Annotated in this window: 13 protein-coding genes; 6 read left to right on the top strand and 7 right to left on the bottom strand. The window is 74.9% G+C overall.

Annotated elements, in window-relative coordinates; translation table 11 throughout:
• Window positions 1-11: 11 nt before the first annotated feature.
• Complete coding sequence (locus tag MNY62_RS12485; protein ID WP_242344526.1) at window positions 12-605, bottom strand: sigma factor-like helix-turn-helix DNA-binding protein; 594 nt, start codon at window positions 603-605, stop codon at window positions 12-14.
• An 80-nt stretch (window positions 606-685) separates the two neighbouring features.
• Window positions 686-1,195 carry a MerR family transcriptional regulator gene (locus MNY62_RS12480; RefSeq protein ID WP_242344525.1) on the bottom strand — a complete coding sequence of 170 codons (510 nt, stop codon included), beginning with the start codon at window positions 1,193-1,195 and terminating at the stop codon, window positions 686-688.
• A gap of 169 nt (window positions 1,196-1,364) precedes the next feature.
• On the opposite strand from MNY62_RS12480, the gene MNY62_RS12475 reads away from it, so the two are divergent.
• On the top strand, window positions 1,365-1,622 hold the full coding sequence (locus MNY62_RS12475) for a hypothetical protein (RefSeq protein WP_242344524.1): 258 nt from the start codon (window positions 1,365-1,367) through the stop codon (window positions 1,620-1,622).
• On the opposite strand, the gene MNY62_RS12470 is transcribed toward MNY62_RS12475, so the two are convergent.
• From MNY62_RS12470 to MNY62_RS12460, 3 genes are all read right to left on the bottom strand, one after another.
• Complete coding sequence (locus MNY62_RS12470; RefSeq protein ID WP_242344523.1) at window positions 1,573-3,342, bottom strand: protein kinase domain-containing protein; 1,770 nt, start codon at window positions 3,340-3,342, stop codon at window positions 1,573-1,575. The two genes, MNY62_RS12475 and MNY62_RS12470, sit on opposite strands and share 50 nt — an antisense overlap.
• 99 nt (window positions 3,343-3,441) lie before the next feature.
• Complete coding sequence (locus tag MNY62_RS12465; protein ID WP_242344522.1) at window positions 3,442-5,247, bottom strand: DUF4091 domain-containing protein; 1,806 nt, start codon at window positions 5,245-5,247, stop codon at window positions 3,442-3,444.
• A 439-nt stretch (window positions 5,248-5,686) separates the two neighbouring features.
• A complete protein-coding gene (locus MNY62_RS12460) occupies window positions 5,687-6,226 on the bottom strand; it encodes a hypothetical protein (protein ID WP_242344521.1) in 540 nt (179 codons plus the stop codon).
• Window positions 6,227-6,605: 379 nt separating this feature from the next.
• Here MNY62_RS12460 and MNY62_RS12455 point away from each other — a divergent pair, with 379 nt between their 5' ends.
• Complete coding sequence (locus tag MNY62_RS12455; RefSeq protein ID WP_242344520.1) at window positions 6,606-8,357, top strand: TldD/PmbA family protein; 1,752 nt, start codon at window positions 6,606-6,608, stop codon at window positions 8,355-8,357.
• On the top strand, window positions 8,354-8,830 hold the full coding sequence (locus MNY62_RS12450) for a hypothetical protein (protein ID WP_242344519.1): 477 nt from the start codon (window positions 8,354-8,356) through the stop codon (window positions 8,828-8,830). Before MNY62_RS12455 ends, MNY62_RS12450 begins: the two co-directional genes overlap by 4 nt.
• 8 nt (window positions 8,831-8,838) lie before the next feature.
• Here MNY62_RS12450 and MNY62_RS12445 read toward each other — a convergent pair whose 3' ends face one another.
• Both MNY62_RS12445 and MNY62_RS12440 read right to left on the bottom strand, forming a co-directional pair.
• Complete coding sequence (locus MNY62_RS12445; protein WP_242344518.1) at window positions 8,839-9,693, bottom strand: hypothetical protein; 855 nt, start codon at window positions 9,691-9,693, stop codon at window positions 8,839-8,841.
• A 15-nt stretch (window positions 9,694-9,708) separates the two neighbouring features.
• Complete coding sequence (locus tag MNY62_RS12440; protein WP_242344517.1) at window positions 9,709-10,653, bottom strand: alkaline phosphatase family protein; 945 nt, start codon at window positions 10,651-10,653, stop codon at window positions 9,709-9,711.
• 115 nt (window positions 10,654-10,768) lie between these two features.
• Here MNY62_RS12440 and MNY62_RS12435 point away from each other — a divergent pair, with 115 nt between their 5' ends.
• The 3 genes from MNY62_RS12435 to proC are packed head-to-tail and all read left to right on the top strand — an operon-like array spanning window position 10,769 to window position 14,382.
• Window positions 10,769-12,061, top strand: coding sequence for a 2Fe-2S iron-sulfur cluster-binding protein (locus MNY62_RS12435; protein ID WP_242344516.1), 1,293 nt, complete (start codon window positions 10,769-10,771; stop codon window positions 12,059-12,061).
• The gene (locus tag MNY62_RS12430) at window positions 12,058-13,536 is read left to right on the top strand and encodes an FAD-dependent oxidoreductase (protein WP_242344515.1); all 1,479 of its coding nucleotides are present in this window, start codon (window positions 12,058-12,060) and stop codon (window positions 13,534-13,536) included. Before MNY62_RS12435 ends, MNY62_RS12430 begins: the two co-directional genes overlap by 4 nt.
• Before the next feature lie 15 nt (window positions 13,537-13,551).
• A complete protein-coding gene (proC, locus tag MNY62_RS12425) occupies window positions 13,552-14,382 on the top strand; it encodes a pyrroline-5-carboxylate reductase (protein ID WP_242344514.1) in 831 nt (276 codons plus the stop codon).
• Window positions 14,383-14,495 lie beyond the last annotated feature (113 nt).

The raw sequence follows: 14,495 nt of genomic DNA, 5'->3' as shown, positions 1-14,495 counted from the left end.
CGACCTGCGAATCAATCCAGGAGGTCGTCTGCCTTGGCGGAGTTGGGCGAGCGCGGCTCGTCCTCCGCGATGGTCCGCAGCTTGGCGAGGCCGCGCGTCTCGACCTGGCGGATGCGCTCGCGGGTCAGGTTCATGATCGACCCGACCTCCTCGAGCGTGATCCCGCCGCGGTCCGCGACGTCGAGCGCGCACGTCTCGTCGAGCTCCCAGACCTCGCGATCCGGGAAGTTCAGCTTGATCGAGCCGGTGGCGGGGTTCACGTCGAGGTAGAGGTGGTGCTTGCAGGCGATGAACATGCACGGGCGCGGGCCGTTCGCGCACTCCGCCCGGGAGCGCGGCCGGCTGGCCTCGATCTCCCGCACCGTCGCCTCGAGCTCCTGATCGACGATCCCGAACGCCCGCTGACGCCGGAGCTCGCGCGCGATCTCCTTGCGCGACATCGTCTTCGACCGCCGCCTGCCGCGCTTGCCGTCGATGTCGCCGTCGAGGTCGAGGTCGCCGTCCTCCGGCGCGCCGGCCACCGGGCCGACCAGCAGCTCCTCCCCGTCCTCGCGCGCCTCGTCTACGGCCTGGTCCTGCGGCTCGCTCCGCTTCGCCTCGCTCATCCCCTGCCCTCCCTCTCCACCGTCCACCGCGGCCTGAGCGCCGCACCGTCCACCAGGCGCCGGGCCGGCGCCCACGATCGTCACGCCCCGGCGGCCTCCGCCGGGACGGTCGCGACCGCGCCTCCCACCTTCTCGAGCCTCTCCAGCGCGCTGCGCGCCTCGCGCTCGGCGCGGGAGAGCTCCTCCTCGAACTGCTTGCGGCGCGGGTGCGCCCGCGCCTTCTGCGACAGCTGCGCCACGAGCTCGGTGAGCCCCTTCTCGACGTCCTCGAGCTGGTTACGCACCGTGACGAAGCTGCCGCGGATGTCCTCGACCGTGTAGCCCTCCGCCATCATCCGCTTGATGAGCGCGATCCGGCGCACGACCGAGACCGGGTAGAGCCCGGTCGAGCCGGTGTGCTTGCCCTTCCGGCCGACGCGCCGGCTCCGGGGCAGGAGCCCCACCTGCACGTACTTCCGGAACGTCGACGCCGAGAGCCGGGCGCCCTTCGACTCGAACAGGCGCACCACCTCACCGCTGGTGATTCCACCCGCTCGCTCGCGCTCGACGCGGGCGATCTCATCGTTCCGGAGGTACTCGGCGGCATTCATGGGATCGAAAATCTTCTTTTGGAAACTTGATTTGGAAGGTACTCCACTGAGTGGCAGAGGGTCAACCGGGACCGGCCGCCCCTGAGGGAGGGCGTCTTGTCGCAGGCGGCAGGTGGCTCGGAGCGACCGCGCGTCACTGCGGTCGGGAGGCCGGGACGATCCACGCGGGGTGAGGGGTCACGGCGAAGCGGTGCCGCCGTCGGATGCGGTCGCGGTCGCGGTCGAGGTCGAGGTCGCGGTCGAGGTCGAGGTCGAGGTCGAGGTCGAGGTCGAGGTCGAGGTCGAGGTCGAGGTCGACGTCGAGGTCGAGGTCCAGGTCGAGGTCGAGCTCGCGGGCGGCGTTCGCGGTCGTCGCCGCGCTCGCGCCGCCGCTCTGCTCAGCGCGCGCCAGGCCGCGCGAGCACGACCGTACGGCGACCGGGCGTGATCGTGACCACTCGCACGTCCGCGCCCTTGGGATGGTCCACGCGGACCCGGTACCGGCCCGCCGGCAGGCGAACGTCGAGCGGCGTCTCGCCGAGGCGCACGCCGTTCACGTGGACCGTCCCCCAGGGCACCGCGTTCACGCCCAGCAGCCCCTGCCCCGACGACGTCGCGGGGACGGCGAGGCCGTTGAGGCTCGGCGCGATCCGAAGCGCGTCGAGGTCCGGGAGCGGCGAGAGCGGGGGCCCGCGCAGCGCGGCCGGCTCCGCCGCGGGAGCCGTGCCGGACGAGGACGGCTCCACTGCCTCGCCACGTGACGCTGCTCCGGCCGGGAGCGGTCCATCGGCGCGGGTGGCCGCCGGAGGCTCGGAGTCCGACGATCGGACCTGCACCGTGGCCGCTCGAGACGTTTCGGTGGGCACCGCCTCGGGCGAGGCGGCCGGAGGGGTGGCGCGAGACCGGATCTCCTCGGAAGCGGGCGCCACCGTCTGCCGCGTCTGCGGTGTACCCCCGCCCCACCCCGCCCTCGTCCGCAGCGCGACGCCGCCCGCGCCGAGCACGAGGACGACGGCGAGCAGGACGAGCGCGACGATCGCGCGCCGGGTCCTGCGCGGGCCAGCCGCCGGCGGCGTCGCCGTCCGGGTGGCGGACTCCTCCCGCACGGCCGCGTCCTCGCGGGCGCTCGCCTCGACCTCCGCCTCCAGCGCCGCGACCGGCGGAGCGGACACGCGGGTCGCCCCTCCCACCGGCTCCGCCGCGACGGGCACCGGCCTCACCCGCGTACGCTCGGGCGCGGGGGCGGGCCGGGGCCCCTCCGGCCAGAGGCCGTGCATGAAGGCGCGCAGATCCACGTCCGCGGGCGAGCGCGTGATCCGGAGCAGCATCCCGGCGAGCGCGTGCGCGAGGTCTTCCGCGGACGGCGTCCGGCGGGCGACGTCCCGCTCGAGCGCGCCCAGGACCACGGCGTCGAGCTCCGGCGGCACCTCCTCGTTCCACGCCGACGGCGGGGAGACCACCGCGTCGCCGAGCACCGCGCCGAGCGTCGCCGCGTCCGAGTCGCGCGCGAAGAGCCGCCGCCCCGCACAGAGCTCCCACAGCACGACGCCGAGCGCGAACACGTCGGCCCGCGCGTCCACGCGCTCGCCGCGCGCCTGCTCCGGCGCCATGTACGCGAGCTTGCCCTTGAGCGTGCCCGGGGCGGTGAGCCCCGCCTGGCCCATCGCGCGCGCGATGCCGAAGTCCGCGAGCTTCACCTCGCCCTCGAACGAGACGAGGACGTTGTGCGGGGAGACGTCGCGGTGGACGAGGCCGAGCGGGCGGCCGCCGTCGCCGAGCCGGTGAGCGTAGGCGAGCGCCTTCGCGACCTCCGCGGCGACGTGGACCGCGCGCGGGAGGCCGAGCCGGACGCCGCGCTCGCGCGCCCGCTCGACCACGCGGCCGAGGTGGTGACCGCGCACGAGCTCCATCGCGATGTAGTACCGACCGTCGATCTGGTCGAACTCGAACACCTGGACGACGTTCGCGTGCCCGAGGCGCGAGGCGAGCCGCGCCTCCTCGATGAACATGCGGACGAAGTCGCCCTCCGCCTCGTGCTCACCGCGCACGAGCTTCAGGGCGACCTCCTTCACGACGCCGGCCGCGAGGGTGACCTCCGCGCGCCACACGTCCGCCATTCCGCCGGAGGCGAGCGGCTCGACGAGCCTGTACTTGCCGAACGCGCGCACGCGCGCCGGATTCTACGGCGCCCGGAGTGTGACGAAAAGGAAAGGGCGCGACCGGTCGGACCGGCCGCGCCCTCTCGAGCGTACGCGTGACGATGGGTGCTACTTGCCCCGCCGGCGCCGCCGCCGCGCCCAGGCCACGAGCGACGGCAGCGAGAGGAGCGCGCCCGCGCCGAACCCGCCCGAGGAGCCGCAGCCGCCCTTCACGAGCGGGAACTGCGGCATGCCGGGCACGCCCGCCACCGAGGCGAGCTGCTTGCCCTGCACCGAGAGGATCTGCGCCGCGAGCGCCTCGCGCGCCGCCATGAGCCGCTGCGGATCCACCTCGGTCTGCCCGGCGGAGGGGAAGAGGTCGCGCGCGATCTGCCGCGCGGCGTCGCCCCGGCCCGAGTCGGCGAGGAGCTTCAGGTACTCGTAGTCCTCCATGCCCTCGCGGATCATCTTGAGCCGGATCGAGGCCACCGGGATCTGCGTCGATCCGCCGATGCGATCGGGCCGGCCGGGGTAGAAGAGCGTCCCGTCGCCGTTTCCGGAGAAGTCCCACTGGTTCGACCACGCGTCGTGCGTGAACGCGAACGCGGTCTCCCAGTACAGCTCGCCGGTCGCGCCCTCGAGGAACGAGATCCACTCCATGGCGCGGTTCCGCACGGCCGAGGCGTCGATCATGTAGCTCGGCCAGCCGGTGGTGTACTGGTCCCACTCCGACGGGCTGCCCATGTTCACGGTCCCGCCGCAGCCGTGGCTCATGCAGCTCTGGTAGAGCCAGAGCTCCTTCGCCTTCGACTGCGAGAGGAAGCCGTCGTACTTCGAGCGGTTGTCGCCGGGGTGCTCGCCCGTCGGCTTGTCGTCCATCCAGTTGATGACCGGGACCATGATGTCGATGTCGCTCGACACGCCGTGCGCGTCGGCGTCCCAGATCTGCGTCGTCACGAGGGTCTTGAACTCGGGGTCCGCGTCGTGAGCGGCCTTCGCGCGGGTGGGGAGCTCCTCCCAGCTGCAGGTGAGGGGCGGCTCGTCGCAGGTGTAGTCGAAGAGACGATCCATCCAGCCCTTCGCGCGGAAGTGGTCCGCCCAGCGGCGGTGCTCGTCGACCGACGTCTGGTTCCCGACGTACTTCACGGTGGTGAGCCTCGCGCCGGGCAGCCGCGTCTGCGCCGTGCCGTCGACGAGCGCCGCGTAGTACTGGTCGAAGTGATCGAAGTCGCCGTTGTGGCCGTCGTCGGCGACGCCGGAGAGGGAGATGCGGTGGTCGAGGCCGAGGGCGGCGTAGCGCGCGCGGATGGCGGCGTCGTCCTCGGGCGAGACGCCGTGGCCGCCGGGGATGAGCCCGTACGACAGGCCGAAGTGCGTCTTGAGCGACGCGGTCGACGGCAGCTCGAAGTCCCACGCCGTGAGCATCACCGGGATCTGCGCCTCGCCGGCGTCGGAGGTCACCGTCACCTTGCCGAAGTAGCTTCCCGGCTGCGAGCCCGGCGGAACGCGGACCTCGACCCATATCGCCCGGCTCTCGCCCGCGGCGACGTCGAAGGGGAACGCGTTGCGCTGCTCGCCCACCACGTCGTCGACGTCGGGCACGAGCGCGTCCGGCCAGCGGCCGGTGGCGCCGTCGAGCGCCGACGGCGTCTGAACGTCGATCGTATCCTCGCGGTAGAGCTTCACGTCGTCGATCTTCCCCGGCCCGTCGAGGCTCGTGGCGCGCGCGGACACGCCGTGCGCCGGGCCCGTCACCACCACCTGGAACGCCTCGAACTCGTTGCGGGCCGCCGCGATGCGCGCCTCCGTGCTGGGGCGCGGCTGTGCGTCGGGCCGGATCTTCTCCGTCGCAGGGGCCACCCAGACGTCCGCCGCGAAGGCGAACACCGGGGCGATCGAGAGGGCGGCGGCGAAGAGGGCTCGGCGGGAAATCATCGGGTGGGGCTCCTTCCCGTTCGGGTTTGCGAACGAGGAACGGAGGCCCAAGCGAGCGAATTTCTCGCCCCCCGGTGAGCAGAGGTGCCGAGGAGAGGGTGGACCTCGGACGCGCACCCACGCCATCCGACGCCTGGCGCCAGAGTGAGCGAAGACGTACAGCGAGCTCGCCTGCTCGCGATCGGGGCTGGGGTTGCTGAAGGATCCGCGCTGGCTCGGCGCCCCGGCGCGGGCGAGGGCTGGGCCCTGCTCGCACGGACGTCGTCCGGGCGGCACCCAGGTCGTGACGAATTTGGGGCTCAGGCGGGGCGCGGCGCGCCGCGCGAGGCGATCACGCGCGCAGCACGTGCCCCGAAACGCCTCGCGCCGCGCGGCGTGTGCCGCGCGGCGCGAAGATGGACGGAAGGGACCGCCCGATCAGGTTCTGCCGCTACCTCGGCTACTCACCGCCGTGATTCGCGGCGGGAACCGCCGGCAGCGGCGGAGGCCGGGCGGATGGCCGCGCGCGCGCCGGGGGCAGCGGAGGAGGCCGCTGCGCGGCGGGCGCCGGCCGTGCCGCCGGGGCGGCAGCCGGCGCGCGCTCCAGGAGCTCGACCCGGGCGCGAACGCGATCGAGCCGCTCGAGGGACGCCGCGAGCGCCTCATCGAGCCACTCGTCGACCGCCCGCCGCTCGTCGGCCGCGATGATCCGGCCGGCCGCGCGGAGCGTGTCCCAGACGGCGCGGTGCAGGAGCTTGAACTCCCGCGCGACGCGCGCCCCCTGGGCGCCCGAGCGGACGAGCACCGCGCAGCGCTGCAGACCGTCCTCGACGGAGCGTGCGCGGGACGGCGGAGCGTCGCCGCGGAGGGCGAGCGCCATCTCCCGCAGGAGCGGCCCCACCGCGAACCCGATCGCCGGCTCCCCGCCGAGCTCGTGCTCGACCGTTCCCCGCCACGCCGACGCGATCTCGCTCCGCTGTTCCTCGATCAGAAGACCCACGGCCACCGCTCTCACGCCCCGCCTCCCCGTCGCCTTCGAGACCCCGGGCACCGGCATCCGGACCCACCGAACGAGATAGCAACGGTCTTGCCAGCGCGCGCCTCCCCCCCGGCGACGCACCGGTCGCGAGCTCTCCGAGCGCAAGGAGAAAGCGATTTCCCAACAGGTGAAACGGGCGGGGCAACGGCGGTATCCCGGCGCGCTTCGCTCCCGCGCGGCTCCGCGCTTCGCGGGGCTCCGGACCTGTTCCACGCCAGACGATCGCACGTGGGGTGGGGAGAGGGCCGGTGGCTCGCCCGTCCGGTCGCCCGTCGGCCGTGGGCTCGCCCGAGACGATCCGGGGCCGCGCCGCCGGAGCCCCCGTGCTAAGTCACGACCGATGCTCGCCGCCGTCCTCGCCGTCACGCTCGCGGTCGCAGCCGCGCCCGCCGCCTCGAACCCGCCCGCGCAGACGATCGCCGACGAGCGGCTGGCCACCCTCGGCGCCATGCAGGCCGAGCTCTCCCGCTCGATGGAGCGGCTGCGGATCGAGGGCTACGACGCGCCGTACTTCATCGCGTACCAGGTGAGCGACGTGACGCGCCACCAGATCGGTGCGCGCTTCGGAGCGCTCTTCGAGGACGACGCGCGGCGCGATCGCAACCTGTTCGTCGACCTCCGCGTGGGCTCGTACGAGCTCGACTCGTCCGCGCCGGAGGAGGGGCCGTTCCTCGTCGTGGGCGAGGGGCCGAGCTGGTACGCGCCGAAGGAGGCGCCGCTCGAGGGCGACACCACGGCGCTCCGGAACGCGCTCTGGCTCGCGACCGACGAGAAGCTCAAGGAGGCGCTGTCGTCGTACTTCAAGAAGCGCTCCCGCCAGGTGTACCGGCAGGACGAGCCCGACCGTCCGTCGAGCTTCACCCGCGAGGCGCCGTCGCGCCACGTCGACGCCCCCCTGCCGTTCCCCCTCGATCGCGATCGCTGGAAGTCGCTCGCCCGCGAGGCCACCGCGCGGTTCCGGGCGCACCCCGCGATCTTCGACGCCTCCCTCAAGATCTCCGCCGAGAAGCAGGTCCGCTGGTTCGCGTCGAGCGAGGGGTCCGCGCTCGTCACGGAGCGGACGCTCTACGGGGTCCACCTGCAGGCCGTGACCCGCGCGCCGGACGGCCAGCTCCTCGAGGACGGGCGCGACTTCTACGCGCGCACGGAGGGCGCGCTCCCGTCGGCGACCGAGGTCCTGGAGGCCGTCGACGCGGTCGCCGCGGAGCTCGAGGCGCTGCGCAAGGCGCCGGCCATCGATCCCTACACCGGGCCCGCGATCCTCGAGCCCGAGGCGGCGGGCGTGCTCTTCCACGAGGCGGTCGGCCACAGGCTGGAGGGCGAGCGCGTCGACGACGACAAGGAAGGCCAGACGTTCAAGGGACAGGTGGGGCAGCAGATCCTGCCCGCGTTCCTGTCGATCGTGGACGACCCGACGCTCCCGAGCGTTGCCGGCACGGCGCTCAACGGCAGCTACGCGTTCGACGATCAGGGCGTCGCGGCCCAGCGCACCGTGCTCGTCAAGGACGGCCGGCTCGCGACGTACCTGCTCTCGCGCAAGCCGGTGCGCCCCTTCGAGCGCTCGAACGGCCATGGCCGCAGCCAGGGCGGCCGGAGCCCCACCGCGCGGATGGCGAACCTCGTCGTCGAGTCCAGGCGGGCGGTGTCCCGCGACGAGCTCAAGCACCTCCTCATGAAGGAGGCCCGCCGCCAGGGGAAGCCCTACGGGCTCGTCATCCGGGACGTCACCGGCGGCGACACGAACACCATGTCGTACGGCTATCAGGCATTCAAGGGGACCCCGCGGCTCGTCTATCGGGTGGACGCGAGGACCGGCAAGGAGGAGCTCGTGCGCGGAGTGGAGCTCGTGGGAACGCCGCTCACCAGCGTGAACAAGGTGATGGCGACGTCACGCGACGTGAAAGTCTTCAACGGCTACTGCGGCGCGGAGAGCGGCTACGTGCCGGTCTCGACCGTGGCCCCGGCCGCGCTCGTCGGCGAGATCGAGCTGCAGCGCGTGGCGCGCGCCAACGAGCGGAGCCCGATCCTGCCGGCGCCGTGGTCCGAGGCGCCCTCGGCCGCGCCCCCGCGCGCTCCGGGGGTCGCGCCGTGAGCCTTCCCCTCCCCGTCCCCGCGCTGGACGCGGTCCTCGTCCAGCCGCGCCGCGTCGCCCTCGACGCCTTCCTCCGCGCGGGCTGGGCACCCTACGCCACGCCCATCGGGCTCGACGCCGAGCGGCGCCGGCTCCTCAACATCGATCTCTCCGAACCCGACGTCTGCTACCGGAAGGACGGCGACCTCGCCGCGGTCGCCCACCTCGAGGTGGATCGCGAGGGGCTCGTGACGCTCGTCGAGGTGGTCGGCGCCGAGCCGGCGGACCCGGTGCGCGTGTCCCTCGCGCTGCTCGGCGCGAACGCGGGCGCGCCGCGCACCGGCGGCGGCGGCGAGGCGCGCGAGTGGGTGTGGGGCCCGGAGTCCGGCGCGGCCCTCGAGGTGGGTGGGGAGCCGGTGCGGCTCTGGCTCTGCGCGGAGCGCGCCTACGGCGACAGGCTGTGGCTGGTCGCGAGCGTCGTGCGCCGAGCGTGAAGCGCTGATCAGCGCTCGAAGCCGCGCCACGCGACGTAGCGCCGGAACTCGGCCTCGAACGCCGCGGGCTCGATGCCGATGGCGGCGCGGAAGGCCGACGGGAACGAGAGCCCTGCTCCCATCCCGTCGAGCACGGCGCGCACGCGCGCGTCGCCGTAGCGCGAGGCGAGGAACGCGAACGCGTGGTGCGCGGCGCCGTAGACCAGCTCGGCCTGGCCGAGGTAGAGCGCCTCGGACTCCGAGAGCGGATCGGCGCCGCCGGCCCCTGCCGCCGGGGACGCCGCCGCGCCGTCGTAGAAGCGCGCGAGCGCCGCGAGATCCCCGTGGCGCTCCTCCTGCCCCGCCGCGACGCTCGCGAGCCCCTCGGTGAACCAGCGCGGGATGCCTCTGTAGAGCCAGGTCTGCGCGTCGCCCGCGCGCTGCCACATCGCGCAGTGGGCGAGCTCGTGCGCGAGGAGCTCCGCGACGCGGCCCCGGCGCGCGCCGACGAGCCGGCCGAGGAGACCCCCGTCGCGCCAGGTCCGCGGGGACTGCAGCTCGATCGTCGCGTAGCGCGCCCACGCCCTGAGCCACGGGTACCCCGGACGCGCCGCGGCGTGCTCGAGCGCGGCGTGGCTCGGGTGGAGGGTGATGGTGACCGGGACCGCGAGCGGCCCGAAGCGCTGCGCTCTCGGCGCGGCGAGGGCGAGCGCGGCCGCGACGCTCCGGGCCTCGCCCTCGTCCTCCGGCCCGTACACGAGCCGGAAGCGCGCCCCGCCGGCGGCGACGTCCAGGGAGCGCGGCCCGCCGACTCCGTCGCCCGGCGCGCGCGGGGCGCACGCGGCGAGGAGCGCGAGCGCGGCGGCGAGCGCGACGCGGGGCACGCCCTCCTGTACCGTTCAGCGCGCGGCCGGCGCAAGCGCCCCGGCGAGCCCGAGGAGGAGGGGCGCGAGGCCGGTGAGGTCCTGCACGGCGTCGAGCGCTGGCGCGGCGCGGCCGAACCCGAGCACCGGGACGGGTGCGCGGGTGTGGTTGCGGATGGAGAGGTCCTCCACGTTGCCGTGATCGCTCGCGACGACGAGCGCGTCGTCGGGCCCGAGCGCCTCGACGAGCGCACGGAGGAACGCGTCGACCCGCTGCAGGGCGTCGAGCGCATCCGGCATGGACTGCGCGTGGCCGGCCTCGTCGGTCTCGAAGAACTCGACGAGCGCGAGATCCGCGTCCGCCGCCTGCGCAGAGAGGATCGCCGCGGCCTCCTCGGGCGCGCGCTCGGGCAGATCGACGCCGTGGGCCCGCGCTCGGCGTCCCGTCAGATCGTGCGTGAGCGCCCGGCCCGCTCTCGCGTCGGCCCAGGTCCGGAAGCGGAAGCCTCCGGCCGCGTAGGCGATCGTCGTCGCGGCGGCGCGCGGGCGGCGGCGCCCGAGCGCGAGCTCCGGCTCGCCGTCCGCCTCGAGGCCGAGCGCGCGGAGGTAGGCGATGGGGTACGCGTTCGCGAACACGGCGGTGCGCCCGGCGGCGGCGAGCGCGCGGAACAGCGAGCGCGCGCGGAGGAGCTCGCGGAGCGGCGCGTTCGGGAACCCGAGCACGTGCCGGCCCAGGTGCGCTGGCGCGTTCTCTCCGGTGAGGATCGTCGTCTGGCCGGTCGCCGACTGCGGGCGGCCGGGGACGCCGAGGCAGGCGTCGGCGAGGACGGCCCGCCCGCCGGCCGGTAGCGGCGCGCCGGTTCCATCGGCGAAGCGCGACAGGAGCAGGTCGGCGCGGGCGAGCGGATTCCGGTCCGGATCCGGGAGCCCGGCGCCGACGCCGTCGACGAACACGAAGAGGACCGCCACGCCCTGCGTCATAACCCGGCGGCGGCCCGCGGGCGCGACCGTGGGGGCGCGCCCAGGCCGCCGGCGCGCACCGGGCGAGACGCCGACCGGACTCGGCGCTATTCTCCGCGCGCCGAGCCCGACCCCCATGCCCCGTCTCCCGACCTTCGATCCCGACTGCACCATCTTCCTCGACGGCGAGGCCGTCCCCGCGCGGCGGGGCGAGCCCGTCGCCGCCGCGCTCCTCGCCCACGGGCGCCCGCTCGTGTCGCGCAGCGCCAAGTACCACCGCCCGCGCGGCGCGTTCTGCCTCACCGGCTCGTGCGGCTCCTGCCTCGTGCGCGCCGGAGGGCTCCCGAACCAGCGCGCCTGCCGGACACCGTGCCAGGACGGGCTCGCGGTGGAGACCCAGAACGCGCTGCCGACGGCCCAGCACGACCTGCTCGGCGCGATCGACCTCGTCTACCCGCGCGGCCTCGACCACCACCACCTCATGACCTGGAACGGGCTGGCGAACCACGCCGCGGTCGCGTTCTCGCGCCGACTCGCCGGTCTGGGCACGCTGCCCGACGTGGGTGCGCTCCCGGCCGAGGGCTCCGCGCCGGCCACCGAGGAGCGCTTCGACGCGCTCGTCGTGGGGGCCGGCCCCGCGGGGCTCGCCGCCGCCGAGGCCCTCGCGGAGGCCGGCCGCCGGGTCCTCGTCGCCGATGCAGAGCCCGCCGCCGGCGGGCGGCTCCGCTGCCGCCTCGGCCTCCCGGGCGAGCCGGACCTCGCCTGGGCGGCGCGCGCCGTCGCGAAGGTGACGGCGGCCGGAGGCGAGGTCGCCCTGCGCACCGCGGTCCTCGGGTTGTGGCGCGACGGCGGCAGCCCCCTCGCCGCGCTCGACGCCGATGGACCGCCGCGCCGGCTCCGCCTGGTGCGGCCCGAGCGCATCGTCGTCGCGGCCGGCGGTCACCCGCAGCCGCCGGCCATCGCCGACGGCGATCGGCCCGGCGTGTACGGGGGACGCGGCCTCGCCGTGGCCCTCGCGGAGCACGGGGTCGTTCCGGGACGGCGCGCGGTCGTGCTCGGCGAGGGCGCCGAGCCGGAGGCGCTCGCGGCCCGGCTCGCCGCGGCCGGGGTGGAGGTCCGCCAGCTGCCGCGCGCCGAGGGCGCGAGGGTCCTCGGCCGCGCCCGCGTGCGGGCGCTCGAGGTCGCGGGCGAGCGGATCCCGTGCGACGTCGTGGCCATCGCGACCCCGCCCGCGCCGGCGACGGAGCTCGCGCGCGAGCTCGGCGCGGAGATCCTGCTCGACGCGACCGCGGGCGTGTTCGCCCTGCGCGTCGCCGCGGACGGGCGCACCGGCGTCGACGGGCTCTTCGCGGCGGGGGAGGTGACCGGGGTGATGGACGGTGCGCGCGCGGCCGACTCGGGCCGGCGCGCGGGGGAGGCGGCGCGATGACGAAGACCTTCGTCTGCACCTGCGAGGACGTCCTCCTCGACGAGGTCCGGCGCGCATTCGAGGCCGGCAACCGCGACCTCGAGTCGGTGAAGCGTTACACGGGGCTCGGCACCGGCCCCTGCCAGGGGAAGAGCTGCGTCGCGCTCGTCGCCCGCGAGCTGCTCCGGCTCGGCGCGACGCCGGCCGAGGTGCTGCCCTTCACGGTCAGGCCGCCCTACCGGCCGGTGCCGCTCGGCGCGCTCGCGGCGATCGAGCCGGACGACCTCCCCGTCGACGACGGCGTGCCCGTCCATCCGGCCGCGGCGCGCACGCCCGCCGCCGAGCTCGCGCCGCTCCCCGCCCGCGCCGACGTCGTCATCGTCGGCGGGGGCATCATGGGCCTCGCCCTCGCCTACGAGCTCACCCGGCGCGGCACGAAGGACGTGCTCGTGCTGGAGCGCGCCTACCTGAACGCGGGCGCCTCGGGCCGGAACGGCGGCGGGGTCCGCGCGCAGTGGACGACGCCGACGATGATCCGGCTCGCCCGGCGCTCGCTCGAGCTCTGCGATCGCTTCGCCGTCGACATGGGCGTGAACGTCTGGTTCCGGCGCGGCGGATATCTCTTCCTCGCCCCTACCCGCGAGCAGGTGGAGCGCATCGAGCGGAACGCCGAGCTCCACCGCCAGGAGGGGCTGCGCACCCGCGTCATCGATCGGGCGCAGGCGCTCGAGGTGGTGCCGGAGCTCGATCCGTCGCGCTTCCTCGCCGCCTCCTACAATCCGGACGACGGGGTGGTCTTTCCCTGGCCGTTCCTGTGGGGCTACGCCGGCCAGGCCGAGGCGGCCGGCGCGCGCATAGCGACCTTCACGAAGGTCACCGGCTTCGAGACGGCCGACAAACGCGTCACCGCGGTCGTGACCGACCGCGGCCGCGTGGCTTGCGACCTCGTCGTGGTCGCCGCGGGCGCCTGGTCGAAGGAGGTCGCCGCGCTCGCAGGCGTGGCGCTCCCGAACCGGCCCACCCGCCACGAGATCCTGGTCACCGAGCCGATGAAGCCGTGGCTCGACCCGCTCGTGTCGGTCCTCGGGAACGGGCTCTACTTCTCGCAGTCCCAGCGCGGGGAGCTCGTGGGCGGCATGGGCGATCCGCTCGAGCCGGAGGGCGTCGTGCAGGGGTCGACGCTCCGGTTCCTCGCGCGGTTCGCGCGCGCCGCCGTCGACTGCATCCCGGTGCTCGCCGGGACGCGGGTCCTCCGACAGTGGGCGGGCTGCTACGACGTCACGCCCGACAACAACCCGGTGCTCGGCCCGGCCGGGTTCGAGAACTTCCACCAGCTCTCCGGCTTCGTCGGGCACGGCTTCATGATGGCCCCTGCCGTCGCGGAGCTGTACGCGGACTGGCTCACCGGGCGGGGCAAGCACGAGATCTTCGAGCAGTTCACGCTCGACCGGTTCTCGCGCGGCCCGGTGGCGAAGGAGGACTTCATCATCGGGTAGCGCTAAGCTCTGCCGATGGCACTCGGCAAGAAGATCGCGTTCCTCGGCACCGGCAACATGGCGGAGGCCTTCGTGAAGGGGCTCCTCCGCGCGGGAACGGCGACCGCCGCCGAGATCCTCTGCGCCGAGCCCCGTCCGGAGCGGCGCGACGAGGTGGCCCAGCGCTACGGCGTCACGGCCGTCTCCTCGAACCTCGAGGCGGCCGAGCAGGCGGACATCATCGTCCTCTCCGTCAAGCCGCAGACGATGGAGAGCCTGCTCGACGAGATCGCGCCGGCGGTGGATCACCGCAAGCTCGTCATCTCGATCGCGGCGGGCGTCTCGATCGCGGCGATCGGCCGCAAGCTGGGCGCCGGCGTCCGCATCGTCCGGACGATGCCCAACACGCCGGCCCTCGTGGGCGCCGGCGCGACCGCCCTCGCGCGCGGGGCGCACGCCACCGACGCGGACCTCGAGCAGGCCCGGGCGCTCTTCCAGGCGGTCGGCACGACGGTCGTCGTCGAGGAGCAGCACCTCGACGCCGTCACCGGCCTCTCCGGCTCGGGACCGGCGTTCCTCTTCCTCGTCATCGAGGCGCTCGCCGACGGCGGCGTGAAGGTCGGACTCGCCCGGCCGGTGGCGATGGCGCTCGCCGCCCAGACCGTGCTCGGCTCGGCGAAGCTCGTGCTCGAGACGGGAGAGCACCCCGGCCGGCTCAAGGACCAGGTGACGAGCCCGGGCGGCACGGCGATCGCCGGCGTGCACGCCCTCGAGCAGGGCGGCCTGCGCGCCGCGCTCATCGCGGCGGTCGAGGCCGCCACCCGCCGCTCGCGCGAGCTGGGCGAGCGCGCCGTGCGCGGGGACTAAACGACCGAGCATGATTCGGAAACAGTCGACGAGCGAAGCGAGCCCGCCGGGGCGGGCCCCCCCCCCCCCCGGCGCCGCCCCCGGGGGGGGCCCGGGCCCCCCGCGCCCGGGGG

This window comes from Anaeromyxobacter terrae (genome assembly GCF_022690685.1).
GTDB classification, from domain to species: Bacteria; Myxococcota; Myxococcia; order Myxococcales; family Anaeromyxobacteraceae; genus Anaeromyxobacter; species Anaeromyxobacter terrae.
Note: the sequence above shows the minus strand (reverse complement) of the source record. Positions and strands in the feature narration are given on the sequence as shown.